The sequence below is a fragment of the Nocardioides sp. NBC_00368 genome, from assembly GCF_036090055.1.
GTDB lineage: Bacteria > Actinomycetota > Actinomycetes > Propionibacteriales > Nocardioidaceae > Nocardioides.
In genome coordinates this window covers 373758-397803 of the sequence record NZ_CP107970.1, presented here as the reverse complement: position 1 = coordinate 397803, position 24046 = coordinate 373758, and the positions used below count along the sequence as shown (strand labels likewise).

At 69.4% G+C, this 24046-nt stretch carries 21 protein-coding genes; 7 read left to right on the top strand and 14 right to left on the bottom strand.

Annotated features, from left to right (window positions below; genetic code table 11):
* Positions 1-229: 229 nt before the first annotated feature.
* The gene (locus OG984_RS01880) at positions 230-2209 is read right to left on the bottom strand and encodes a helix-turn-helix domain-containing protein (protein WP_328529986.1); all 1980 of its coding nucleotides are present in this window, start codon (positions 2207-2209) and stop codon (positions 230-232) included.
* Positions 2206-4878 (bottom strand): FtsK/SpoIIIE family DNA translocase, encoded by a 2673-nt coding sequence (locus tag OG984_RS01875; protein WP_328529985.1) that lies wholly within the window; start codon positions 4876-4878, stop codon positions 2206-2208. Before OG984_RS01875 ends, OG984_RS01880 begins: the two co-directional genes overlap by 4 nt.
* A 77-nt stretch (positions 4879-4955) precedes the next feature.
* On the opposite strand from OG984_RS01875, the gene OG984_RS01870 reads away from it, so the two are divergent.
* Positions 4956-5618: a lysoplasmalogenase gene (locus OG984_RS01870; RefSeq protein ID WP_328529984.1), complete on the top strand. Its 663-nt coding sequence runs from the start codon at positions 4956-4958 to the stop codon at positions 5616-5618.
* 197 nt (positions 5619-5815) lie between these two features.
* Here the strand turns inward: OG984_RS01870 and OG984_RS01865 are convergent, their stop codons facing one another.
* The 8 genes from OG984_RS01865 to gcvT are packed head-to-tail and all read right to left on the bottom strand — an operon-like array spanning position 5816 to position 12947.
* The gene (locus tag OG984_RS01865) at positions 5816-7501 is read right to left on the bottom strand and encodes a ribonuclease J (protein ID WP_328529983.1); all 1686 of its coding nucleotides are present in this window, start codon (positions 7499-7501) and stop codon (positions 5816-5818) included.
* An 11-nt stretch (positions 7502-7512) separates the two neighbouring features.
* A complete protein-coding gene (dapA, locus tag OG984_RS01860; protein ID WP_328529982.1) occupies positions 7513-8400 on the bottom strand; it encodes a 4-hydroxy-tetrahydrodipicolinate synthase in 888 nt (295 codons plus the stop codon).
* A 16-nt stretch (positions 8401-8416) separates the two neighbouring features.
* Positions 8417-9355 carry an LLM class F420-dependent oxidoreductase gene (locus OG984_RS01855; protein ID WP_328529981.1) on the bottom strand — a complete coding sequence of 313 codons (939 nt, stop codon included), beginning with the start codon at positions 9353-9355 and terminating at the stop codon, positions 8417-8419.
* A 38-nt stretch (positions 9356-9393) separates the two neighbouring features.
* Positions 9394-9852, bottom strand: a complete 459-nt coding sequence (locus OG984_RS01850; RefSeq protein ID WP_328529980.1) for a dihydrofolate reductase — start codon at positions 9850-9852, stop codon at positions 9394-9396.
* A 22-nt stretch (positions 9853-9874) separates the two neighbouring features.
* A complete protein-coding gene (locus OG984_RS01845) occupies positions 9875-10669 on the bottom strand; it encodes a thymidylate synthase (RefSeq protein WP_328529979.1) in 795 nt (264 codons plus the stop codon).
* A 14-nt stretch (positions 10670-10683) separates the two neighbouring features.
* Positions 10684-11514: a PhzF family phenazine biosynthesis protein gene (locus tag OG984_RS01840; RefSeq protein WP_328529978.1), complete on the bottom strand. Its 831-nt coding sequence runs from the start codon at positions 11512-11514 to the stop codon at positions 10684-10686.
* A 27-nt stretch (positions 11515-11541) separates the two neighbouring features.
* Positions 11542-11799: a hypothetical protein gene (locus tag OG984_RS01835; protein WP_328529977.1), complete on the bottom strand. Its 258-nt coding sequence runs from the start codon at positions 11797-11799 to the stop codon at positions 11542-11544.
* 5 nt (positions 11800-11804) lie between these two features.
* Positions 11805-12947 carry a glycine cleavage system aminomethyltransferase GcvT gene (gene gcvT, locus OG984_RS01830; RefSeq protein WP_328529976.1) on the bottom strand — a complete coding sequence of 381 codons (1143 nt, stop codon included), beginning with the start codon at positions 12945-12947 and terminating at the stop codon, positions 11805-11807.
* Positions 12948-13026: 79 nt separating this feature from the next.
* Here gcvT and OG984_RS01825 point away from each other — a divergent pair, with 79 nt between their 5' ends.
* Both OG984_RS01825 and sucB read left to right on the top strand, forming a co-directional pair.
* A complete protein-coding gene (locus tag OG984_RS01825; RefSeq protein WP_328529975.1) occupies positions 13027-14547 on the top strand; it encodes a leucyl aminopeptidase in 1521 nt (506 codons plus the stop codon).
* 215 nt (positions 14548-14762) lie between these two features.
* Positions 14763-16598: a 2-oxoglutarate dehydrogenase, E2 component, dihydrolipoamide succinyltransferase gene (sucB, locus tag OG984_RS01820; protein WP_328529974.1), complete on the top strand. Its 1836-nt coding sequence runs from the start codon at positions 14763-14765 to the stop codon at positions 16596-16598.
* A 106-nt stretch (positions 16599-16704) separates the two neighbouring features.
* Here the strand turns inward: sucB and OG984_RS01815 are convergent, their stop codons facing one another.
* The gene (locus OG984_RS01815; RefSeq protein ID WP_328529973.1) at positions 16705-17463 is read right to left on the bottom strand and encodes a hypothetical protein; all 759 of its coding nucleotides are present in this window, start codon (positions 17461-17463) and stop codon (positions 16705-16707) included.
* A 143-nt stretch (positions 17464-17606) separates the two neighbouring features.
* Between OG984_RS01815 and lipB the strand changes: the two genes are divergently transcribed.
* The 3 genes from lipB (at position 17607) to OG984_RS01800 (ending at position 20120) form a co-directional block, all read left to right on the top strand.
* Positions 17607-18344, top strand: a complete 738-nt coding sequence (gene lipB / locus OG984_RS01810) for a lipoyl(octanoyl) transferase LipB (protein ID WP_328529972.1) — start codon at positions 17607-17609, stop codon at positions 18342-18344.
* Positions 18345-18434: 90 nt separating this feature from the next.
* On the top strand, positions 18435-19379 hold the full coding sequence (gene lipA, locus OG984_RS01805; RefSeq protein WP_328529971.1) for a lipoyl synthase: 945 nt from the start codon (positions 18435-18437) through the stop codon (positions 19377-19379).
* 30 nt (positions 19380-19409) lie between these two features.
* Entirely contained in the window at positions 19410-20120 is a 711-nt protein-coding gene (locus tag OG984_RS01800) for a DUF4191 domain-containing protein (RefSeq protein WP_328529970.1), read from the top strand.
* Here OG984_RS01800 and OG984_RS01795 read toward each other — a convergent pair whose 3' ends face one another.
* Positions 20121-20963, bottom strand: a complete 843-nt coding sequence (locus OG984_RS01795) for a class I SAM-dependent methyltransferase (protein ID WP_328529969.1) — start codon at positions 20961-20963, stop codon at positions 20121-20123.
* A gap of 224 nt (positions 20964-21187) precedes the next feature.
* Between OG984_RS01795 and OG984_RS01790 the strand changes: the two genes are divergently transcribed.
* The gene (locus OG984_RS01790; RefSeq protein WP_442940997.1) at positions 21188-22444 is read left to right on the top strand and encodes an IS30 family transposase; all 1257 of its coding nucleotides are present in this window, start codon (positions 21188-21190) and stop codon (positions 22442-22444) included.
* A 71-nt stretch (positions 22445-22515) separates the two neighbouring features.
* Here OG984_RS01790 and OG984_RS01785 read toward each other — a convergent pair whose 3' ends face one another.
* Complete coding sequence (locus tag OG984_RS01785; RefSeq protein WP_328529968.1) at positions 22516-23298, bottom strand: DUF6612 family protein; 783 nt, start codon at positions 23296-23298, stop codon at positions 22516-22518.
* 62 nt (positions 23299-23360) lie between these two features.
* Positions 23361-23834 (bottom strand): RDD family protein, encoded by a 474-nt coding sequence (locus tag OG984_RS01780; protein WP_328529967.1) that lies wholly within the window; start codon positions 23832-23834, stop codon positions 23361-23363.
* Positions 23835-24046 lie beyond the last annotated feature (212 nt).

The following is a 24046-nucleotide window of genomic DNA, read 5'->3' as shown; positions in this document are numbered from 1 at the left end:
AGCGCTCTCCCGGATGCCATGGTCCCAAAGTGGTGTGACGTGCGTCACCAAACGCGGAACTCTTTAAGATCCCGCCCACCCGGCGCAACTGTCCCGCTCACAACCGTCGAGTCGGCGCAGATGTCCCGCGGGTTTGGGACAGTTGCGCCGACTCGAGCAAGTCAGGCGAGACAGAGGCGCCGACTCGGCGCGCTGCATCGGGACAGACGCGCCGAGTCGGCGGATGGTGTCAGTTGGCGGTGTAGGTGCGCTGGGCAGCCTCGCCGGTCTTGCCGAGGGCGCGGGCCTTGCTCTCGCCGACGGCGACCTTGAGCGAGCCGTCGGAGGTCTGGACGCGCAGCGGCGGGGTGACCTGGAGCTGCTTCGACTCACCGAAGGCGAGGTCGCCGCTGAAGACGACCTTGCCGCGCGAGTCGCGTACGACCACATGAGCACCGCCACCGGCGGCCGAGATCGTCACCGGTACGGGCGAGGACTTGCCGTAGGGGCTGTCGGTGCCGGCGGAGCCGTCGAGCTGGATCGCTCCGGCCTGGGGCTCGTGCTGAGTGCCGTCGATGACCAGGCGGGCGACCGACCAGACCAGGATGACCGCCATCACGGCGGCGACCAGGACCGACCAGGACGGACCGCCACGCATCCGCCGGACCGGGCGGATCGCGGCACTGTGCGCGAGCTCGGCCTCGAAGATGGCGCGCGGGCTGACGGGTCCGGAGGCGTACTTCTCGTCGTAGGTGCGCAGCAGCGGTGCGACCTCGATGCCGAGGACGCGGGCCAGGGTACGCAGGTGGCCGCGGGCGTAGAAGTCACCGCCACAGGGGCCGAACTCGTCGACCTCGATCGCCTCGATCACGTGCGGACGGATGCGCGTCCACTCCGCCAGACCCTCGACGTCGAGGGCCAGCCGGCGGCGGGCAGCGGCGATCTCGGCTCCGATCTCCGGGACCTTGGTCGAGACCACCTCGGTGGGTTCGTCATCGACACCGTCGATCCGGAGTCCTGAGCTCGTCGAATGGGCGAGCGTCTTGACGCCCTCCTCAGGCGCGGCGAGCGTCCGAACACCTTCGGGCTCGGAGTCCTCCTCGCCCTGCTCGATCACGAAGACCTCGGTCTCCTCGTCGGGTTCCGCATCGACGTCGACGTCCACGGCGCCGGACTCCACGGGGTCCAGCTGGAGCGCGTTCGCCCCGTGGACCGCGATGGTCTCCTGAGGCTCCTCGGGCACGTAGCGTACGTCGACCCGGACCGCCGTCGAAGGCTCGCGCAGCGGCGCGACCGGCTCCGCCTTCGCCTCCGCCTCGGCCTTCACCTCGGGCTCGGGGTCGGTCGTCGGCGTCGTCTCGTCCTGCGTTGTGTCCCGATCCACCTGGTCCTGCCCCGCCTCGTCCGCCACGTCCGCGGCATTGATATCAGGCTCGTCCAAGACCCGGAGCATTCGGGGGTTGGTGTCTCCGGCGCCCGCGGCGAGGGGCGGTCGGATAGCGGTGTCATCGTCCTCGACCGGAGCCTCGCCGACGACGCCGTCGACGTCCTCGGAGACGGCATCACCGGGATCGTCACGGCTGTCCTCCGCGCTGCCCTCGACGCTGCCGGACTCCGGCTCGGCCTCGAGGCCGGGATCGATCTCGACGACCTCGACACCCTCGGCGGCGACGATCGCGATCGCCTCGGTGACGTCGTCGCCGGCCCCCAGGACGCGCGTGGAGAGCCCCAGGGGCAGCGAGAACGGCAGACCGTAGAGACGCTCGGTCAGCATCGCCTGGCGCCGGGCGGTCGGCGAGAGCTCCTCGAGCACCTCGTCCTCGTCGTGCAGCAGGACGCCGATGCGGCCGTCCTTCCAGAACCGCTCGATCCCCTCCGGACGCGGGGTGTGCTCGACGGACTCGATCTTCGACCACGGGATGCCCTGCCAGGTCTGGCCGAAGCGGAGGCGTACGCCCTGCTCGTCCACGAGCAGCAGCGGCATCCGGGAGTCCCAGGCGGTCCAGCCCTGCACCGCCGCGACGGCGAGCAGGATCAGGCCGACCAGGTAGCCCTCGATGCCGCCGCGCAGCACGAAGGCGAGGCCGACCAGCAGCGACGTGAGCGCCACGACCAGTGCGAGCCGGCCGTTGCGGCGTACCTCGACGACGTCCACATCGACATCGACGTCGGGAGCCTCGACGGTCTCTTCAGGGTCGACGGTCTCGGCCGTCACTGGGTTCTCGCTCACATCTCCCCCTGGATCGTTGCGATGACGCCGTCGATCTCGTCCGGCTTGACGAGTACGTCGCGTGCCTTGGAGCCCTCGGAGGGACCGACCACGCCGCGCGACTCGAGGATGTCCATGAGGCGGCCGGCCTTGGCGAACCCGACGCGCAGCTTGCGCTGCAGCATCGAGGTCGACCCGAACTGGGTGGAGACGATCAGCTCGATCGCCTGGATGACCAGGTCCATGTCGTCGCCGATGTCATCGTCCAGCACCCGCTTCGACTCCGCCGGGGCGGTCACGTCGTCGCGGTAGGACGGCTCGAGCTGACCCTTGACCGACTTCACGACCGCGTTGATCTCCGACTCGGAGACCCACGAGCCCTGCACACGGATCGGCTTGGACGAGCCCATCGGCAGGAACAGCCCGTCACCCTGGCCGACCAGCTTCTCCGCACCCGGCTGGTCCAGGATGACGCGGGAGTCGGCCAGCGACGAGGTCGCGAAGGCGAGCCGCGAGGGCACGTTGGCCTTGATCAGACCCGTGACGACGTCGACCGAAGGTCGCTGCGTGGCCAACACCAGGTGGATACCGGCCGCACGCGCGAGCTGGGTGATGCGTACGACCGCATCCTCGACGTCGCGCGGGGCGACCATCATCAGGTCGGCGAGCTCGTCGACGATGACCAGCAGGTAGGGGTAGGGCGACAGGACACGCTCGGAGTCGGGCGGGACCTGCACCTTCCCGGCGCGGACGGCCTTGTTGAAGTCGTCGACGTGACGGAAGCCGAAGTTGGCCAGGTCGTCGTAGCGCATGTCCATCTCGCGTACGACCCAGGCCAGCGCCTCGGCGGCCTTCTTCGGGTTGGTGATGATCGGCGTGATCAGGTGGGGCACGCCCTCGTAGGAGTTCAGCTCGACCCGCTTGGGGTCGACCATGATCATCCGCACCTCGTCGGGCGTGGCGCGCATCAGCACCGAGGTGATCATCGAGTTGATGAAGGACGACTTACCCGAGCCCGTCGCACCGGCGACCAGCAGGTGGGGCATCTTGGCGAGGTTGGCGACCACGAAGCCGCCCTCGACGTCCTTGCCGACACCGGTGATCATCGGGTGGTGGTCGCCGCGGGCCGCGTTGGAGCGGAGCACGTCGCCGAGGGTGACGATCTCCTTGTCGGAGTTGGGAATCTCGACGCCGACGGCGGACTTGCCGGGGATCGGCGAGAGGATGCGTACGTCGGCAGAGGCCACCGCGTAGGCGATGTTCTTCTGGATCCCGGTGATCTTCTCGACCTTCACGCCGGCGCCGAGCTCGACGACGTAGCGGGTGACCGTCGGGCCCCGCGTGTAGCCGGTGACCGCGGCGTCGATGTTGAACTCCTCCAGCACCGCCTGGAGCCGGTTGACGATGTCGTCGGAGGCCTTCGAGCGGGCCTTGTGCGGCGAACCGGGCTTGAGCAGGTCGCTGGCCGGGAGGGTGTAGGCGACGTCGCCGGCGAGCATCAGCTGCTCGACGCGCTGCGGCAGCTCCGCGTGCGGCGGCGGCTCGAGGTCGCGCTTCGCCCCCGGCCTCGGTCCGCTGTCCGAGACCGCTGGCATGAGACCCGCCGCGTCGCTCGGCACGGCCTCGTCGGGCTGGGTGTCGGCGTCCGATTCCTCGTCGAGGGCGAGCGCGATGTCGAGCCCGTCCTTCTTGCGCTTCTTCTTCGGCTTCTCCTCCTCGAGGAGAGGCGTCTCGTAGGGTTCGAAGCCCTCCCGGTCGAAGGTGTCGTCGTCGGCGAAGAGCTTCCCGCCCCGGCGCACCCGCCGGATGTTGGTGCCGCTCTCGCTCAGCTCCTCGGGCGGGGTCAGCCCCAGGGCCCGGTCGCGCAGCTCTACCAGGCGGCTCGGCACCTGGTAGAGCGGGGTCCCGGTGATGACCAGCACCCCGAAGACGACGAGAAGAGACAGGAGTACGACGACCACGGCCGTCGAGCGCAGGACGTCGAGCAGCAGGCTGGCCACGACGTAACCGATGGCGCCCCCGGCCCACTGCAGGTCGCTGCTGTCGCCCGAGGTGGGCTGCGGGTTGCCGTTGGCGATCTGGATGATGCCGAGCGTCGCCATCAGGAAGGCGGACCAGCCGATCGCGAGGCGGCCGACCGGGGCGGCGTTGACCGGGTCGCGCATCAGCCGGGCGCCGGCGAAGACGAGTCCGACCGGCACCAGCCAGCCGACCTTGCCGACCACACCGGCCACGGCGATGCGGACGACGTCGAAGAACTGCCCGCCGAGCTGGAACCAGACGCCGGCGGCGACGAGGACGGAGAGGCCGATCAGGAACAGGCCGGCGCCGTCGCGCCGGTGCTCCGGCTCGAGGTCGCTGGCGGCCTGGCCGCCGACACGGAAGATGGCTGCCACTCCCCCGGCGATCGCCAGCCACAGGCTCGCGATGGTCGAGAAGATGGCGTCGAAGAGGACCGCGATCGGGCTCGGCCCGTTGCGGACGGCACGCGGTGGCGTACGGTTCGTCGTCTTCCGGTTGGTTGACTTTGCGGCGGGACGGCGCTTGCTCTGTCCTTTTTGAGGCGCTGCCTTGGAGCGGGCCCGGCTCGTGGCCGTTGCTCGCTTTGTCGTGGTCGTACTCCGGGGACGGGTGCTCTTGGTGGTGGTCGAGCTCCGCGAACCCGGCGGGGAAGACGTACGGGTCGCCATGCAAGCAGCGTATTCGACCAGGCGCCCGGGCTCCGGGACCCCCATGGGGGTGTGTTGCAGCGGTGTAGTTTGCCGCCATGCAGAGCCTGACAGTCCTGGTCGCCCTCCTCACCGCCGTCGATGCCGTCACCGACTGGGCCTGCGTGTGGTCCGGCTGGCGACGGCTCCACTACGTCACCAAGCCGCTGGTGATGGTGGGACTGATGGGGCTGACAGTGCTGTTGGGGCTGGTCAGCGGCGGGGAGCCCGCCGCCTGGTGGCTGCTCGTCGCGCTCTTCTTCGGGATGCTCGGGGACATCTCGATGATCGGGTCCTCGACCCGGCGTTTCCTCGGCGGGGTGGGGTTCTTCTTCGTCGGCCATCTGGCGTACGCCGTGACCTTCCTCACCCTCGGGCTCGACGCCCCCGCGTGGTCCTGGGCCGGCTTCGCCGCCGCGGTCGCGCTCGCGATCCCGATGGGGCGGGTGCTCCGGGGCGCCCGCCAGATGGGCGGTACGCCGGTGGCGGCGGCGCTGGCTGCGTACTCGCTCGTGATCGCCAGCATGCTCGTGCTCGCCTGGCTGACCGGGAGCGTGTGGATCGCCGCGGGTGCGCTCGTCTTCGCCATCAGCGACACCCTGATCGGGCTCAACCTCGCCGAGCACGGCAACGAGCCGCCACGCCTGACCGACGTGGCGATCATGACGACCTACCACGTCGGCCAGGCGCTGATCACGGCTGGCGTGCTGCTGGCGCTGTGAATGCCGACCGAGGTGACTCGGTCGAGCATCGGTTCCCTCGTGGAGTTCCACGAGGACGGCGGGCGTTCACCGAGTCACCTCGGTGAACATCCGCCGCCGCGTGGATCTCGACCCGCTTCGCGGGTTCGCAAGCTCACCCGCTGCGCTCGCTCGATCCCTTCGCGTTGGTCCTGCGAGCTTCGCTCGCAGGACCAGGCTCAGGCCTCGATGACCACCGGGATGATCATCGGGCGGCGACGGTGGGTGCTGGAGACCCAGCGTCCGAACGTACGCCGGATGGCCTGCTGCAGCTGGTAGGTGTCGGTGGCGCCCTCGGAGATGGCGCGGTTGACCGCCTTGACGATCGGCTGCTTGATCGGGTCGAACGCGTTGTCGGGCCAGACGTGGCCGCGGGCGTGGATCTCGGGTCCGCTCGAGACCACCCCGTTGACGGAGTCGACCACGACGATGATCGAGACGAAGCCCTCCTCGGAGAGGATCCGGCGGTCCTTGAGCTCGGACTCGGTGACGTCGCCGACGGTGGTGCCGTCGACGAAGACGTAGCCGCACTCGACCTTGCCCGCGATCTCGGCCTTGCCGTCGATCAGGTCGACGACGACGCCGTCCTCGGCGTAGACGACGCTCTCCACGCCGGTCTGGCGGGCCAGGTCGCCGTTCGCGAGCAGGTGGCGCACCTCACCGTGGACGGGCATCACGTTGCGCGGGCGGACGATGTTGTAGCAGTAGAGCAGCTCGCCGGCGCTGGCGTGGCCGGAGACGTGCACCAGGGCGTTGCCCTTGTGGACCACGTTGGCACCGAGGCGGGCGAGGCCGTTGATCACCCGGTAGACCGAGTTCTCGTTGCCCGGGATCAGCGAGGAGGCGAGCAGGACGGTGTCGCCCGGCTCGATGTGCACGAAATTGTGGGTGCCGTTGGCGATCCGCGACAGCGCCGACATCGGCTCGCCCTGCGAGCCGGTCGAGACCATCACGACGCGCTCCGGCGGCAGCTCGGCGAGCTCCTTGGCGTCGACGATGACGTCCTCGGGCACGTGCAGGTAGCCCAGGTCGGCGGCGATCTGCATGTTGCGGACCATCGAGCGACCGACGTACGCCACCTTGCGCCCGTGCGCGACGGCGCTGTCCAGCACCTGCTGGACACGGTGCACGTGGGAGGCGAAGCAGGCCACGATGATGCGCTGGTCGGACTCGCGGAAGACCTGCTCGATCGCGGGCGCGATCTTCTTCTCGGCCGTGGTGAAGCCGGGGACCTCGGCGTTGGTGGAGTCGGTGAGGAACAGGTCCACGCCCTCCTCGCCGAGCCTGGCGAAGGCACGCAGGTCGGTGATGCGGCCGTCGAGGGGCAGCTGGTCCATCTTGAAGTCGCCGGTGTGCAGCACCAGTCCGGCGCCGGTGCGGATCGCGACCGCGAGCGCGTCCGGGATGGAGTGGTTCACGGCGACGAACTCGAGCTCGAACGGCCCGAAGGTGATCGTGTCGCCCTCGCGTACCTTGTGCTGGACGGTCTCGCGCAGGCGGTGCTCGCGCAGCTTGGAGCCGAGCAGGGCCAGGGTCAGCTCGGAGCCGACCAGCGGGATGTTCTGGCGCTCGCGCAGCAGGTAAGGGGTCGCGCCGATGTGGTCCTCGTGACCGTGGGTCAGGACCAGCGCCTCGACGTCGCCGAGCCGGTCACGGATCGGACCGAAGTCGGGCAGGATCAGGTCGACGCCGGGCTGCTGCTCCTCGGGGAAGAGCACGCCGCAGTCGACGATCAGCAGCCGGCCGTCGTATTCGAAGACGGTCATGTTGCGGCCGACCTCGCCGAGACCGCCGAGCGGGGTGACCCGCAGGCCGCCCTTGGGGAGCTTGCCGGGTTCGGTCAGCTCCGGGTGTGGGTGAGACAAAGGCATTCCTTCTAGAGAAGGCCAGAGGCCTCCAGCCCGGCTCGCAGCGCCTCGACCTCGTCGTCGTCGAGCGCCACCAGCGGCCCTCGCACATTGCGGTTGTCGATCACGCCGGTCAGCTCGAGAGCGGCCTTGGCAGTGGTGGCTCCGTAGTTCGGGACGCCCATGATGGCGTCGATCGCGGGGAGCATCCGCGCATAGGTCTTACGGGCGGTCTCGATGTCGCTCGCCGCGAAGGCGTCGATCATCGTCCGCGTCTGGTCGCCGAGCACGTGGGCGGCGACGCTGATCACGCCGACGGCGCCGTGCGCCAGCCAGGCGAGGGTGAGCGCGTCGTCGCCGGAGTAGATCGAGTAGCCCAGGTCGAGCAGCCGGGTGCCGCGCGGGAAGTCGCCGGCGGCCTCCTTGACCGCGACGACGGTGTCCCAGGTGATCGCCTCACGGTAGGTGTCGAGGGTGATCGGGGACCCGGTGCGGCCGGGGACGTCGTAGAGGATGACGGGGGTGTCGGTCGCGGAGACGACGGTGCGGAAGTGCTCGCGGATGCCGCGCTCGCCCGGCTTGTTGTAGTAGGGCGTCACCAACAGCAGGCCGTCGGCGCCGACCGACGCGGCCTGCTTGGCGAGCTCGACGGTGGTGCGGGTGTCGTTGGTGCCGATGCCGGCCACGACCTTGGCGCGGTCGCCGACGGCGTCCTTGACCGCCGCCAGGATCTCGCCGTCCTCGGCCGGGGTGGTGGTCGGCGACTCACCGGTGGTGCCGGAGACGACGATGCCGTCGTGGCCGTGGTCGACCAGGTGCTTGGCGACTTTCTGGGTCTGCTCCAGATCGACCGAGCCGTCGTCGTTGAAGATCGTGACGAGTGCTGAGAGCACGGTGCCGAACGGAGCATCAGTCATGGCGTACAGACTATCGTCAGACGCGCTGCATGACCTCGTCGGCTACGAGGGCGAGATGGTCGAGGTCGCTCAGATCGAGCACCTGCAGGTAGATCCGGCTGGCGCCGACGTCCTCGAACCTCTTGATCTTGGCGACCAGCTCGTCCGGAGTCCCGGCCAGGCCGTTCTCACGCAGCTCGGCGGGCTCGCGGCCGATCGCCTGGGCGCGGCGGGCGATCTCGTCCTCGTCGCGCCCGACGCAGAGCACCTGGGCGGCCGAGTGGATCATCGAGTCGTCACGACCGGCCGCCTCGACGAAGCGTCCCACGTTCTCGAACAGCGCCTGGGACTCCTCGACGGAGACGAAGGCGGCGTTGAACTCGTCCGCGAAGGTCGCGGCCAGCGTCGGCGTACGCTTCTTGCCGCCGCCACCCACGATCACCGGGATCGAGCCGGCGTGACCGCCGGTCTGGACCGGCTTGGGCAGGCCCGGGCTCTCCGTGATCGTGTAATGCTTCCCCGTGAAGCTGAACGTCTCCCCCGGCTCGGTCGCCCACAGGCCGGTGATGATCTCGAGCTGCTCCTCGAGGCGGTCGAACCGCTCCCCGAGCGCCGGGAACGGAATGCCGTACGCAGCGTGCTCCTCCTCGAACCAGCCCGCACCCAGGCCGAGCTCGACCCGGCCCTCGGACATGTCGTCCACGTTGGCCGCCTGGATGGCCAGGACGCCCGGGAGGCGGAAGGTCGCGGAGGTGACCAGCGTGCCGAGCCGGATCGTGCTCGTGTCGCGGGCCAGGCCGGCCAGCGTCGTCCAGGCGTCGCTGGGTCCCGGCAGCCCGTCGACCGACCCCATCTTCAGGTAGTGGTCGGAGCGGAAGAACGCTCCGAACCCGAGCTCCTCGGCCTTCTGGGCGACGGCGAGGATGTCGGCGTAGGACGCCCCCTGCTGGGGTTCGGTGAAGATGCGCAGCTCCATGCGGTTTACCTTAGAGGGACCAGGAGGCTACTCGCGCGTCAGGGAGCACGGGTGAGGAACACCCGGTCGTACGCCTCGTGCGGCTCACGCCTCGTCTCGACCCACTCGGTCTCGTCGAACGGCGGGTAGAGCACGTCGCCCTCAGGGGACAGATGGACCCGGGTGATCACCTGCTCGGTGGCGTAGGGCAGGGCCGCCGCATAGACCTGCGCTCCCCCGGCGATGACCGTGTCGCCCTGCTCCGCCGCGGCCAGGGCGAGGGCGGAGTCGATGTCGTGGGCGACCAGGACACCGTCGTAGGCCCAGTTCTCGTCGGTGGTCAGGACGACCGTCGTGCGGCCCGGGAGGGGGCGGCCGATGGACTCGAAGGTGGTGCGGCCCATGACCAGCGTGTGACCCATCGTGATCGCCTTGAACTCGGCCTGCTCGCCGGGGATCTTCCAGGGGATGTCGGGGCCGTTGCCGATGACGCCGTTGTCGGCGACGGCCGCGACCATCACAACCCGCGTCGAGGCCGCCTCAGACGGCAACGGGGGCCTTGATGCCAGGAGCCGGGTCGTAGCCCTCGAGGGTGATGTCGTCGAGGTCGAAGGCGTCGATGTCCTTGACGTCCGGGTTGAGGCGCAGCGTCGGTAGCGGCCGCGGGGTGCGGGTGAGCTGGAGACGCGCCTGCTCGATGTGGTTGCTGTAGAGGTGGGCGTCACCGAGCGTGTGCACGAACTCGCCCGGCTCCAGGCCGGTCACCTGGGCGACCATGTGGGTCAGCAGGGCATAGGAGGCGATGTTGAACGGAACCCCCAGGAAGACGTCCGCCGAGCGCTGGTAGAGCTGCAGGCTCAGCTTGCCGTCGGCGACGTAGAACTGGCACAGCGTGTGGCACGGCGGCAGCGCCATGTCGTCGATGTCGGCCGGGTTCCAGGCGGTGACGACGTGGCGGCGGCTGTCCGGGTCCTGCTTGATCTGGTCGATGATCCGGGCGATCTGGTCGACGTGACGGCCGTCGGGCGTCGGCCAGGAGCGCCACTGGTAGCCGTAGACCGGGCCCAGGTCGCCGTTCTCGTCGGCCCACTCGTCCCAGATCGTGATGCCGCGCTCCTGGAGCCAGCGCACGTTGGTGTCGCCACGCAGGAACCACAGCAGCTCACCGAAGACGGACCGGGTGTGGACCTTCTTCGTGGTCAGCAGCGGGAATCCCTCGGCCAGGTCGTAGCGGGTCTGGTGACCGAAGACGCTGATCGTGCCCGTCCCGGTGCGGTCGGACTTCTCCACGCCCTCGTCGAGGATGCGGGTCAACAGGTCAAGGTAGGACTGCACGGCTCCAGCCTAGGTCAGAGCTCGACGGTCCCGCGGATGGTGGTCAGTGTGTCTCCGCCCACCCACACCTGGTCCTGCGTCCGCTCGACGTAGACCCGTCCCCTCCGCTTCATGACGGTCCCCTGGGACGAGACGTACGCATCGGGGAGCCGGGACCCCGCCAGCCACTGCCCGAGGGCGGCGTTGAGCGAGCCGGTGACCGGGTCCTCGAAGGCCACGCCGTCGGCCGGGTAGAACGCCCGGACCTCGACCGTGCACTCGCTGCCCTCCGGGTAGCGCCCGACCAGCCCGACCTTGTGATCGCCCAGGGCGGCGTGGTCGGGGGTGACGGCCAGGACAGCCTCCGCGTCGGCGAGCATCAGGCCGACCCAGCCCGGCCCGTTGTCGCACCACCGCGCGTCCAGGATGTCGCTCCGGTCGATCTGAAGGCCCTTCGCGATGGCGCCGAGGGTCTCCTCGTCGACCTCGCCGCCGCGGAGCAGCTCGGGCGCGGCGAAGGCGATCCGCTCGTCGCGGCGCAGCGCGACCAGCCCCACCCCGCACTCCTGCACCAGGCTCTCCCCCTTGGGGCTACCGCCGGCCTCCAGCCACGCGTGCGCGGACCCGAGCGTCGGGTGGCCGGCGAACGGCAGCTCACCGCTGACCGTGAAGATCCGCAGCCGGTAGTCGGCGGCCGGGTCCGTGGGGCTCAGCAGGAAGGTGGTCTCGGACAGGTTCGTCCACCGCGCGAAGGCGGCCATCTGCTCGTCGGTGAGGCCGTCGGCCCCGTGCACGACGGCTACCGGGTTGCCCAGCAGCGGCTCGTCGGTGAAGACGTCGACCTGGCGGAACTCATAGGCACTCACGCCGCCGACCCTATCGGTGGCGCAGGCTCAGGCGGTCAGCTTCATCGGGCCGTAGACCTGGCGGTCGTGCTCGAACAGCACCACCGCGGCCACGCCCGCGTCCAGGAGGTCCTGCCAGACCTCGCCCACCCACGACTCGGCGTCGCTCTGGTTGGCGAAGCGCTGGCCGGCGAGGTCCCCGTCGACCGGCACCTCGGCACCCGAGGCGTCGACGAACTGCCACCACCACGGCCGCTCGGCCGCGGTCGGCTGCTTGAACACGGACGGCACGTCAGGAATGCTCATGTCGCTCAACCCTCCCTCACGTGCGAGGGGACGAACGGCGGCTTGGTGAGCTGGAAGATCTCGCGGCGGCCGCGTACGTCGATGCCGATCTCGGCCTCGGGGTTGACCGTGGTCGAGACGAGCACCAGGCCGACGCCCTTCTTCAACGTGGGCGAGAAGGTGCCGGAGGTGACCTCGCCGACCGGTACGTCGGCGGTCAGCGACGCCGTCATGTGCGGGCGCGGGATGCCGCGGCCCACCGCGACGATGCCGCGCAGGGCGCGCTTGGGGCCGGCCTCCTTCTCGGCGATGAGCTTGTCGCGGCCCCAGAAGGCGTCCTTCTTCCAGCCGACGGCCCAGCCGAGCCCGGCCTCGTTGGGGGTGACGTCGAGGGCGATGTCCTGACCGTGGAGCGGGTAGCCCATCTCCGTGCGCAGGGTGTCGCGGGCACCGAGGCCGCACGGCAGCACGCCGAGCGCCTCACCGCGGGAGAGCAGCGCGTCCCACAGCGCCCCGGCGGCCTCGTTGGCGACGATCAGCTCGTAGCCGCGCTCGCCGGAGTAGCCCGACCGGCACACGACCACGCCGATCTCGTCACCGAGCACGTCGCGGGCGGCGGCCTCCACGAAGGACATGTATTCGTGGCCGGCCGGCAGCCCGACGGCCTCGAGCAGCTCGTCGGACTTCGGGCCCTGGACGGCGAGCACCGCGTAGTCGCGGTGGTGGTCGGTGAGGGTGATGCCCTCGGGTGCGGCGGCCCGCAGCCGGCTCACGACCTCGGGGGTGTTGGCGGCGTTGGGGACGATCAGGACGTGCTCGTCGTCGCGGTAGTAGGCGATCAGGTCGTCGACGATGCCGCCGGTCTCCTCGTCACAGCACAGCGTGTACTGCGCCTTGCCGGGCTTGATCCGGCCGAGGTCGTTGGTGAACGAGGCGTTGACGAAGTCGGCCGCGCCCTGACCGCTGATCATGACCTTGCCGAGATGGCTGACGTCGAAGACACCGACGGCCTCGCGTACGGCGGTGTGCTCCTTGACGACCCCGGAGTACTCCAGCGGCATCGACCAGCCGCCGAACTCACCGAACTTCGCACCGAGCTCCTGGTGCTTTGTGTGCAGAGGGGACTGGAGCAGCTCCGACCCGCCCCCCGTGGAGGTCTCATCAGCCATGCTGCGAACCTATCGCACCTGGTCGACACAGCCCGGTCCGTGGCCCCTCCTCCGGCGTGCCACACCTAGACTGCACGGCGTGACCCTGCCTGACATCAGCTATACGCTGCGTACCGCCTCTCCCGCCAAGACCCGTGCCGAGGCGGTCGTCGTCGGCGTCGGCACGGGCGCGAAGGACGTCGAGGTGACGATCGGCGCGGAGGACGTCAAGGCCGCCTACGGCCGCAAGTGGCGCGGAATGCTGGCCACCCTGGGCGTCAGCGGCAAGGCCGGCGAGGTCACCCGCCTGCCCGCCGGCGGGGAGATCGGCGCCCAGCTCCTGGTGCTGGTCGGTCTCGGCAAGGCCGATGCCGACGGGACCTACTCGGCCGATGCCGTACGCCGCGCCGCCGGTGCCGCCGCCCGCTCCGTGCCCAACGCGACCTCCGTCGCGGTGGCGCTGCCGGCCGACACCCCCGAGCTGGTCCGGGCGGTCACCGAGGGCTATCTCCTCGGCGGTTACACCTACACCGCCTACAAGTCGGGCAAGTCGGGCGGCGAGAGCAAGGGCCCGAGCGACGTCGCGATCCTGAGCGCGATCGCCCGGCGTACGGACGCGGTCACCGCCTTCGAGGAGGCGCAGATCCTGGCGCAGGCGGTCGCCGGCACCCGCGAATGGGTCAACGTCCCGCCCGCCGACCTGACTCCCCCGGTGTTCGCCGACGCCATCGAGCACGTGGCCGGCCTGGTCGACGGCGTTGAGACGACCGTCTACGACGAAAAGCAGCTCGCCGAGCTCGGCTGCGGCGGCATCCTCGCGGTGGGCATGGGCTCGGAGGCCAGGCCGCGCCTGGTCGAGCTGACCTACTCCCCCGACGACGCCCGTGGCCACATCGCGCTGGTCGGCAAGGGCATCACCTTCGACTCCGGCGGCCTCACGATCAAGCCGGGCAACTCGATGTCCACGATGAAGTCGGACATGGCCGGGGCGGCCGCGGTGGCCCAGGCCACCTTCGCGATCGCCCGCCTCGGGCTTCCGGTGAAGGTCTCCGCGTTCGTGCCGATGGCGGAGAACATGGTCTCCGGCTCCTCCTACCGGCCCGGCGACGTCGTCACCCACTACGGCGGCACGACCGTCGAGGTCTCCAACATGGACGCCGAGGGACGGATGATCCTCGCCGACGCGCTGGCGCGCGCGACCGAGGTCTCCCCCGACGTGATCATCGACGTGGCCACGCTCACCGGCCACATGGTGGCGGCGCTGGGCGACAAGGTGAGCGGCGTGCTCGGCTCCGAGGAGATCGTCGAGCGCGTCCTCGCCGCCGCCGACGTCGCCGGGGAGCAGATGTGGCCGATGCCCATCCCGGAATGGATGGACGAGCGAATCCGTTCCTCCAAGGTGGCCGACCTCAACCAGCACGACTGGATCCGCTGGGGTGGTGGCCTCTACGCAGCGGCGTTCCTGCGCGAGTTCACCGGAGGCCTTCCCTGGGCCCATCTCGACATCGCCGGCCCCTCCTTCAACAGCGGGGGCGCCTCGGGCCATCAGACTCCCGGAGGCACGGGTGTGGCGGTGGCAACACTGGTGGACTACGTACGCGAGATGGCTACCGATCAGTAGTGGTCCGGTTGACACAGCGCTGCGGGGGTAGTGACAAGATGGGCCCGTGATCGACGCCCTTGGCCGCCCTTCCGGCGGCATCATGCGTGCGTCGGGCAGGTGTCGGCCCAGACCGATGCGTCTCTCTCCTCACCGAGCCTTCGGCCTCGGTGGTGACGGCGCGCGTTTCCGGACATACAAGTAGAGCAACGAACAGACGTAGAACGAAGGAACCCATGGCCACCGAAGTAACTCTCCCGGCACTCGGCGAGTCCGTCACCGAGGGCACCGTCACCCGCTGGCTCAAGCAGGTCGGCGACACCGTTGCGGTCGACGAGGCCCTGCTGGAGGTCTCCACCGACAAGGTCGACACCGAGATCCCCTCCCCGGTCGCGGGCACCGTGCTCGAGATCAAGGCCGCCGAGGACGACACCGTCGAGGTCGGTGGCCTGCTCGCCGTCATCGGTGCCGACGACGAGGCGGCCGCCGCGCCGGCCGCTCCTGCCGCTCCCGCGGACGAGCCCGCCGAGGCCGCCGCTCCCGCTCCTGCCGCCGAGCCTGAGGCTCCGGCCGCCCCTGCTGCTCCGGCCGAGCCCGAGGCGCCTGCCGAGCCCGCCGCTCCGGCCGCACCTGCCGCTGCGGCGCCCGCCGCCGGCGGCAACGCCACCGAGGTCCCCCTCCCCGCGCTGGGCGAGTCGGTCACCGAGGGCACCGTCACCCGCTGGCTCAAGCAGGTCGGCGACGCGGTGGCCGTGGACGACGCGCTGCTCGAGGTCTCCACCGACAAGGTCGACACCGAGATCCCCTCGCCGGTGGCCGGCACCCTGCTCGAGATCAAGGTCGCCGAGGACGAGACCGTCGAGGTCGGCGCCGTGCTCGCGCTGGTCGGTGACGCCGGCGCCGCCCCGGCTGCCGCGCCCGCTCCCGCCGCGCCGGCTCCCGAGCCCGCCCCCGAGCCCGCCCCCGAGCCCGCCCCGGAGCCTGCCGCCGAGCCGACTCCTGCTCCGGCCCCCGAGCCCGCTCCGGCCGCTGCTGCACCCGCGCCTGCCGCACCCGCTCCGGCTCCGGCCGCTCCCGCCCCGGCTCCGGCGGCGCCGGCTCACGCCGCCCCGGCGACCGACAGCTCCCCGGCGATCCAGCCCGGTGGCTACGTCACCCCGCTGGTGCGTAAGCTCGCCGCTCAGCACAACGTCGACCTCAACACCGTCGAGGGTTCCGGCGTCGGTGGCCGTATCCGCAAGGAGGACATCCTCCAGGCGGCCGCCGCCAAGTCGGCTCCTGCCGCTGCTCCGGCAGCCCCGGCTCCGGCAGCCTCCGCGGCCCCCGCTGCCCCCGCGGCGGCCCCGGCCGCCCCGTCGCCACTGCGTGGCACCACCGAGAAGATCTCGCGCCTGCGCAAGGTGATCGCCGAGCGGATGACCGAGTCGCTGCACACCGCGGCCCAGCTGACCCAGGTCATGGAGGTCGATGTCACCAACATCGCCCGCCTCCGTGACGCCAACAAGGCCGGCTTCCTGCAGCGTGAGGGCGTCAAGCTGACCTACCTGCCGTTCTTCGCCAAGGCTGCGATCGACGCGCTCAAGGTGCACCCGAAGCTCAACGCCGGGATCGACGTCGAGGCCGGCACGGTCACCTACTACGACCGCGAGAACATCGCCTTCGCCGTCGACACCGAGCGCGGCCTGTTGACCCCGGTCGTCAAGGACGCCGGCGACCTGTCGATCGCGGGCATCGCGAAGAAGATCGCCGATGTCGCCGACCGCACGCGCAACAACAAGATCACCCCGGACGAGCTCTCCGGTGGCACCTTCACGATCACCAACCTGGGCTCGTTCGGCGCGCTCTTCGACACCCCGATCATCAACCAGCCGCAGGTCGCCATCCTCGGCCCCGGTGCTGTGGTGAAGCGTCCGGTCGTCATCGACGACCCGGACCTGGGCGAGACCATCGCGGTGCGCTACATGGTCAACGTCGCGCTGACCTACGACCACCGCCTGGTCGACGGCGCCGACGCCGGCCGCTTCCTCCAGGACGTGAAGAAGCGCCTCGAGGCTGCTCAGTTCGAGATCTGAGCAGGCTAGACCAACAATCAGTACGTCGCGGCGCGGTCCAGTCCGGACCGCGCCGCGACGCATCTGCGACGCCGGGTGCCCATCCCGGCCATGACAGAGGGTCGGATCAGCCGAGATCCATGTCGGTCATGTCCGTGATCTCGCCATCGGGCTTCTCGATCGTCACCTTCTCGCCGTGGTGGGACAGGTCGTACGTGATGGTCGCGATGTCCTCGAGGTTCATGAACACGCGCATGAGCCGGTCACCCGAGCCGACATAGAAATCGACCGGCTCCTCGGTGCCGGCCTCGGACTCTTCACCGGAGGTGAAGGTGTAATGGGCCGCGTCGACGCCGTCGATCGACTCCTGACCGACATAGACCGTGCTGCTCGGCTCGATCGCTGCTCGCGTCGCTTCGATGACCGTGCTCGCCGGCGGAAGCGCAAGGACAGTCAATGCCGCGAGTCCGTTCTTGGCCCACTCCCCCTCGACCTTGGAGTAGATCTCGTCCTCACCGAGAACGACGTAGTCGAGATCCATCGTCTCCCCGTCCTGAGTCACCGTCCCGGTGGCCCGAACCGAGAGCGGATCCATCTGGATCTCACCGCTCCCGCTCCCCTCGATCGCCTCGCTGCCGCCGGCTGGTTCGATGGAGACGGCGTAGCGTGCCGTGCTCGTGCCCTTGATGACGTCATCGAGCACCTTGTGAGCTTCGTCAGCCGTCAGCTTGGCACCCTGCTCGAAGTCCGGCGTCGCATCGGACGCCGAAGCCTTGCTGGTGCTCTTGTCTCCCTCGTCGCTGGCTCCGCACGCGGCGAGAGCGCCGGTCGTGGCCAGGACGAGGACGGCGGCCGCGAGGCGGCGCCGGTTCTGGGTGGTACGCACGTCTGGTGTGCCTTTCAAGACTGATCCGATGACCGATCGCTCCCGAGCGCGGCCAGTCGAAACAAGCGCATTCTGTGCACAATGTCTTTACCCCCGTGGGGTTATCGCCAAACCGTTATCCGGCCCGGCGTACGATCTCGGGTGTGACTGAGCTGCGCTTCGTTGAGGTCGGGACGATCGACTACCTGGACGCCTGGGAGCTGCAGAAGCAGATCCACCAGCGCGTCGTGGACCGCGAAGAGCCCGACACCGTGCTGCTGCTCGAGCACCCGCCGACCTACACCGCCGGGAAGCGTACGAAGCCGGAGGACCGCCCCGCGGACCCGGGCGGCGCGCCCGTGATCGACGTCGACCGCGGCGGCGAGGTGACCTTCCACGGGCCCGGCCAGATCGTGGCCTACCCGATCGTGCGGCTGCCCGAGAAGGTCAAGGTCGTCGACTTCGTACGCCGCCTGGAGCAGGCGATGATCCGCACCTGCGCCGAGTTCGGCGTCACCGCCTACCGGGTCCCGGGCCGTAGCGGCGTGTGGCTGCCCGCGGGCGAGACCCCGGACGGCGTACGCCGCCTGGAGCGCAAGGTCGGCGCGATCGGGCTGCGGGTCAGCCAGCACGTGACGATGCACGGCATCGCGCTCAACTGTGACGTCGACCTGGGGTGGTACGAGCGGTTCGTGCCGTGCGGGATCTCCGACGCCGGGGTGACCACCCTCTCGATCGAGGCGGGCCAGCAGATCGGCAACGCCGAGGCGATGCCGGTGCTCCACGCGCAGATCGCCGAGATGCTCTCCTGGCGCGACTACGAGCAGGGCCCGAGCCTGGAGCCCAAGCCCGACCCGGCCAAGACCCCGCGAGTCCCGCTGCTCACCCCCAGCCTGGGCTGAGCGGGCGCTCGATCGCGCACTGAAGCGGAGTGACCGTCCAGTAACCGCCTGGCTTCGGGGTTCCACCCTCCCCCGGCGTAGGCTGGTGGGGTGACTCAAGCTCCTGCCCCAGAAGGTCGCAAGCTCCTCCGTCTCGAGGTCCGCAACGCGCAGACTCCGATCGAACGCAAACCGGAGTGGATCAAGACCAAAGCGAAGATGGGGCCGGAATACAAGGAGCTCACCGCGCTGGTGAAGTCCGAGGGCCTGCACACGGTGTGCCAGGAGGCCGGCTGCCCCAACATCTTCGAGTGCTGGGAGGACCGCGAGGCCACCTTCCTCATCGGCGGTGACCAGTGCACCCGCCGCTGCGACTTCTGCCAGATCGACACCGGCAAGCCCACCGACCTCGACCGCGACGAGCCGCGCCGCGTGGCCGAGTCCGTGCAGACCATGGGACTGAAGTACGCCACGATCACCGGCGTCGCCCGCGACGACCTCGCCGACGGCGGCGCCTGGCTCTACGCCGAGACGGTCAAGCAGATCCACGAGCTCAACCCCGAGACCGGCGTCGAGAACCTGATCCCCGACTTCAACGGCATCCCCGAGCTGCTCGCGGAGGTCTTCGAGTCCCGTCCCGAGGTGCTCGCCCACAACGTCGAGACCGTCCCGCGGATCTTCAAGCGGATCCGCCCGGCCTTCCGCTACGAGCGCAGCCTCGACGTGATCACCCAGGCCCGCGACTTCGGCCTGGTCACCAAGTCCAACCTGATCCTCGGCATGGGCGAGACCCGTGAAGAGGTCTCCGAGGCGCTGCGCGACCTGCACGCGGCCGGCTGCGAGCTGATCACGATCACGCAGTACCTGCGCCCCAGCGTGCGTCACCACCCCGTCGAGCGCTGGGTCAAGCCCGAGGAGTTCATCGAGCTCCAGGCCGAGGCCGAGGAGATCGGCTTCTCCGGCGTCATGTCCGGACCGCTCGTTCGTTCGTCCTACCGCGCCGGTCGGCTGTACCGTCAGGCGATCGAGGCGCGTGACGCCTCCTCCGTGGCCTGAGTCCCTGCGTACAAGAACTGAAAGAGGAAGATGTCCCAGACCGATCCGAGCAGCATGAGTCGCCGCCAGCAGATGGTGGAGACCTACAAGCTCACCAAGCAGTCAGACCCCAAGATCGGCCTGATCCTGGTCTCGATCTTCGTGGTCGTCGCCGCGGTCGCCGGCGTGATCTTCTGGCTCCTGCCCGGTGAGGGCATCTTCTCCTGGATCTTCACGATCGTCGGCGCCCTCCTGGCCGGCCTCCTCGCCGCCATGGTGGTCTTCTCGCGGCGTGCGCAGAAGGTGATGTACTCCCGGCTCGAGGGCCAGATCGGCGGCGGGTACGCAGCCCTGACCATGCTTCGCCGCGGCTGGACGGTCACCCAGGCGGTCGGTGTCGAGCCGCGCAGCCAGACGCTGGTGCACCGCGTGGTCGGCCCTCCGGGAGTCGTCCTCGTCGGCGAGGGCAACAGCCCGAGCAAGGTCCGCTCGCTGCTGGCCAGCACCAAGCGCAACCACGCCCGGGTCCTCGGCGAGGTGCCGATCACGACCGTCGTCGCCGGCAACGGCGAGGACGAGGTGCCACTGCCGCAGCTGACCAAGCACGTCACCAAGCTCGGCCGCCAGGTCGCCGGTCCGGAGATCACCGACATCATCAACCGCCTCAAGGCCGTCGACGCCACCCGCGGCACCATGCCGATCCCGAAGGGCCCCGTCCCGACCTCGATGAAGGGCATGCGCGGCAACCTCCGCGGCCGCTGATCACCCCGCCCGGCGTGCCCGGATCGCGTAGAGCAACGGGATCCGGGGCGCCTGCTCGGGCAGCCTGAACCAGCCGTCCTCCCCCGTCACCATCGACGGGAAGCGAGGCCACGGCAGCCGTTCGTCCTCGCGCACGAGCTCGATCCGCAGGCCCACGCCCGCGAGGGCGGTGACGACCTCGCCGACCCCGTGACGCCATTCGAACGCCGTCGTGGCGGTGCCCAGCGCCGGGCCATCGGTGTAGGTGTGGGTCGAGTCCTTCGCGATCGCGCCGCGGCCCGAGAGATAGTCGTGGCGCAGCTCAAGGGAGTCCTCGCGGCCCGGCTCGGGCACCTCGCCGAGGGCGTCGAGGAGCGGGTGGAACTCGGCGAGGTAGACGAACCCGCCGGGTTTGAGCAGGTCGTGCACGACCCGCGCCCACAGGTCGATGTCGGGCAAGTAGCAGACCGCGCCCTTGCCGGTGTAGACGACGTCGAACCTGCCCGCCCCCAGCACCTCGACGGCGTCGTGGACGTCGGCCTCGTGGTAGTCGACGGCCAACCCCCGCTGCTCCGCGATCCGGCGGGCCGCCGCGACCGCCTCGGCCGAGATGTCCAGCCCGTACGTCACCGCACCACGCTGCGCGAAGGCGACCGTCTCGGTGCCGAGATGACACTGCAGGTGCACGACCTCGCGGCCAGTGAGGTCGCCGAGGTCGGTCCACTCGTAGTCGGCGAACCAGGACTCGGCGGGACGAGAGCCGTCGATGCCGTAGAAGTCGCTGGCGACGTGGATCGGGGTGCGCGCGTCCCAGTTGGCGCGGTTGGCCTCGATCTGGCGCGTGATTTCGGGGTCGAGAGTCATGCGACCACGGTCCCACGAGACGACACAGGGCCGGCCCCGAACGACGGGCTCTAGCGATCCCCGCAACACCCTGAGTTTCAGGAGTTGCGGGGATCGTGTTGTCTGCGGAGTTGAAGGTTCGGTTCTTCGAGGCGCTGGATCGTGAGGGTGGCAGTGTCTCGGCGGCTGCGCGTGTGGTCGGGATGAACCGGAACACGGCCTATGCGTGGGCGCGGAAGGCCGGGATGCGTGCTCAGGGCACGCCTGGCGGCAGGGGCGGGCATCCAGGGCGTGCGGAGTATGACCGGCTTCGCTCCTCAGGGGTTCGGCGGCGGGAAGCTGCTGCCCAGGTTGGGATCCACGAGCGGACCGCTGAGGACTGGGACAAGGGGATCCGGAAGAGCAACGGCTCGCGCCTTCGTCCTGATGGGCGTCGGGTGGTTTACAACACGGGGATGACCACCCACGTGGATGCGCGGCGAGCGCCGGCGATGACGGTGTTGGAAGCAGATCTGCATCCGCGGTTCTTGACACTGGCAGAGCGCGAGACGATCGCAGACCTGCGTCAGCACAAGGCCTCGCTGCGCGAGATCGGGCGGCAGCTAGGTCGGCCGGCCTCGACGATCAAGCGGGAGCTGGACAACCGGTCAGTCGATGGTGTCTACCGTCCCTACGCTGCTCAGCGGGGCTGGGCCACAGACCGTGCCAGGCCGAAGCACAGCAAGCTCGCTGCGGGCGGTCGGTTGCGCGATTTCGTCACCGGCAAGCTCGCGGTGCACTGGTCGCCCGAGCAGATCTGCCACGCTCTGGTCAAAGAGTTCCCCGACGACGAGAGCATGCGTGTGAGCGCCGAGACGATCTACCAAGCCATCTACGTCCAGGCCCGTGGCGGTCTACGGCGCGAGGTGGCCGCAGCGCTGCGGACTGGCCGCACCCGCCGCAAACCACGCAAGCAGCCCGACCAGCGCACACCGCGGTTCATCGACCCGATGGTGATGATCTCTGAGCGGCCACCAGAGGTCGAGGACCGTGCTGTGCCCGGTCATTGGGAAGGCGATCTGATCGTCGGCACCCGCAGCGAGTCCGCGATCGTGACCCTGGTCGAGCGCAGCACCCGATACGTGATGCTCGGACACCTCCCGGGCGGGCACACCGCCGAGGAAGTCCGTGACGTGCTGGTTCCGTTGATCGGGTCGCTTCCCGCCCACCTGCGTGGCTCGTTGACCTGGGACCAAGGCTGCGAGATGGCCGCCCACAAACAGTTCACGGTCGCCACGAACGTACCGGTCTACTTCTGCGACCCCCACTCGCCGTGGCAGCGCGGGTCGAACGAGAACACCAACGGCCTGCTACGTCAGTACTTTCCCAAGGGCACCGACCTATCCATCCACGGGGCCGAAGACCTCGAGCACGTCGCCCAGGAACTCAACGCCCGACCACGCAAAACGCTCGACTGGGATACCCCAGCCGAGCGTCTGCGTGATCTACTGACAGCCACTTAGGTCATCAGGTGTTGCAAGGACCCCTAGAATCCGCCAACGGGACCGGCCCTGCTGCGTACGAGATCTGGCTGTCAGCCGGCCATGCTCGGCATGTCGGTGACCTGGTCGGCGGGCGGCGCCTCGATGGTCACGTCCTCACCGTGCTTGGTGAGCACCATCTCGACGGTGCCCATGTCACCCATGCCGACCACGGCCTTGCGGAGCAGGCCGTCGCCGTCGACCCAGATGTCCTGCTCGATCGTCTCGGGCATGCCGCTGGCGCTGTCCGAACCGAGGCTCTTGGCCAGGCTCGCGGAGTCGACGGTGAAGCTGTAGTGCTTGGTGTCGGTGCCGTCGAGCTTCTCCTCGCCCTCGAACTTGGAAGACTTGATCGAGTCCTCCATGCCCTCGAAGAAGGCGAGCGGGTTGCTCATCGACTCCAGGCTGGTGCCGCCCATCTTGGCGAGATCGTCGGCGCTCGCGGTCATCCACGAGTCGCCCATCATGCCCTTGATGTAGATCTTCTCGTCGACGAGGATCGTCTCGAGGTCCATGTCCATCGAGCCACCACTCATCTTCATGGTGGAGTGCTGGGCCGGCGGCTCCTTGCGGATGTCGCCCTCACCGGTCATCGAGACCGCCTGGCCGGAGGCCTTGACGTCCATCTTCGTGGTGAAGTGGGCCGTGTCGATGTCGGTGGCCTTCTTCATGACCTCGGTCATGTCCCCGGCCGAGACCGTCTCACCCTCGCTGGCGCCGCCGGCCCCACCACCGCCACCACAGGCCACCAGGCCCGAGAGCGATACGGCCAGCACGCCCGCCGCAGCGGCACGGCGCCAGAGGCCACGTGGCCCGAGAGTACGGTTGTGCGTCATTGAGCTTCCCTTCGTGTTTCCGCTCCTGCGGCGGACCGCTCCAACCTACCCTCGGAGAGGACTCAACTCACGCGGCGAAACACGTGTCGATAGGTCTGAAGCGTGACGGTCGCCGTTGCCGCCGCCAGGTCGTGCAGACCACGCCGGTCGGGCCGGAACACCAGCGGAGGTACGACGAGGACGACCAGGATCTGGCGGGCGATGCTCCGCAGCGGGTCGGGCGGGCGTACGTCCGGCTCCCCCTGCGACACCCGCACCGTGCGCAGCCGGGTGACGAGCTTGCCGAAGGAGCCGCCACCGAGCGTGGTGAAGACCGCCGTCTGCACGACGAAGACGACCAGGATCCACAGGTTGTCGGTCGGCCGCGGGTCGACGCCGGCGAGCAGCGACCCGAACGGCAGCGCGCGCACGCCGAGGAAGACCGACGCCACCAGCGACGATGCGAGCCAGTCGATGAAGAGCGCCAGGACGCGCCTGCCCCAGCTCGCGGTCGGATAAGGCAGAGTGGGCGTCACAGGGGTGGCGGAACTGGTCACACCGGCAAGCGTAGGCGGCAACGTCTTGAAGGATGAGATCGGGATGGTTGCCGATCAAATCACACAACCTGTTACATGCCTGAAACATTTGCGACACTCCTGTGCAACCGTCCCTTCGTAATTTGCGTGGCACGGTCGGGCCCACGAGGACCCGGCCTCGATCGCGAGAGACCTATCTGGCTCTTCCCGCCCGGGTGAGCCAAGGAGGATTG

Bases quoted from the DNA above. Each gene is read 5' to 3' on its own strand.
- OG984_RS01795 (WP_328529969.1), bottom strand. From the start codon at position 20,963: ATGACTCTCGACCCCGAAATCACGCGCCAGATCGAGGCCAACCGCGCC.
- OG984_RS01870 (WP_328529984.1), top strand. From the start codon at position 4,956: ATGCAGAGCCTGACAGTCCTGGTCGCCCTCCTCACCGCCGTCGATGCC.
- dapA (WP_328529982.1), bottom strand. From the start codon at position 8,400: ATGACTGATGCTCCGTTCGGCACCGTGCTCTCAGCACTCGTCACGATC.
- OG984_RS01855 (WP_328529981.1), bottom strand. From the start codon at position 9,355: ATGGAGCTGCGCATCTTCACCGAACCCCAGCAGGGGGCGTCCTACGCC.
- OG984_RS01835 (WP_328529977.1), bottom strand. From the start codon at position 11,799: ATGAGCATTCCTGACGTGCCGTCCGTGTTCAAGCAGCCGACCGCGGCC.
- sucB (WP_328529974.1), top strand. From the start codon at position 14,763: ATGGCCACCGAAGTAACTCTCCCGGCACTCGGCGAGTCCGTCACCGAG.
- OG984_RS01790 (WP_442940997.1), top strand. From the start codon at position 21,188: ATGCGTGCTCAGGGCACGCCTGGCGGCAGGGGCGGGCATCCAGGGCGT.
- OG984_RS01875 (WP_328529985.1), bottom strand. From the start codon at position 4,878: ATGGCGACCCGTACGTCTTCCCCGCCGGGTTCGCGGAGCTCGACCACC.
- OG984_RS01800 (WP_328529970.1), top strand. From the start codon at position 19,410: ATGTCCCAGACCGATCCGAGCAGCATGAGTCGCCGCCAGCAGATGGTG.
- OG984_RS01785 (WP_328529968.1), bottom strand. From the start codon at position 23,298: ATGACGCACAACCGTACTCTCGGGCCACGTGGCCTCTGGCGCCGTGCC.
- OG984_RS01850 (WP_328529980.1), bottom strand. From the start codon at position 9,852: ATGGTCGCGGCCGTCGCCGACAACGGCGTCATCGGCAACGGCCCCGAC.
- gcvT (WP_328529976.1), bottom strand. From the start codon at position 12,947: ATGGCTGATGAGACCTCCACGGGGGGCGGGTCGGAGCTGCTCCAGTCC.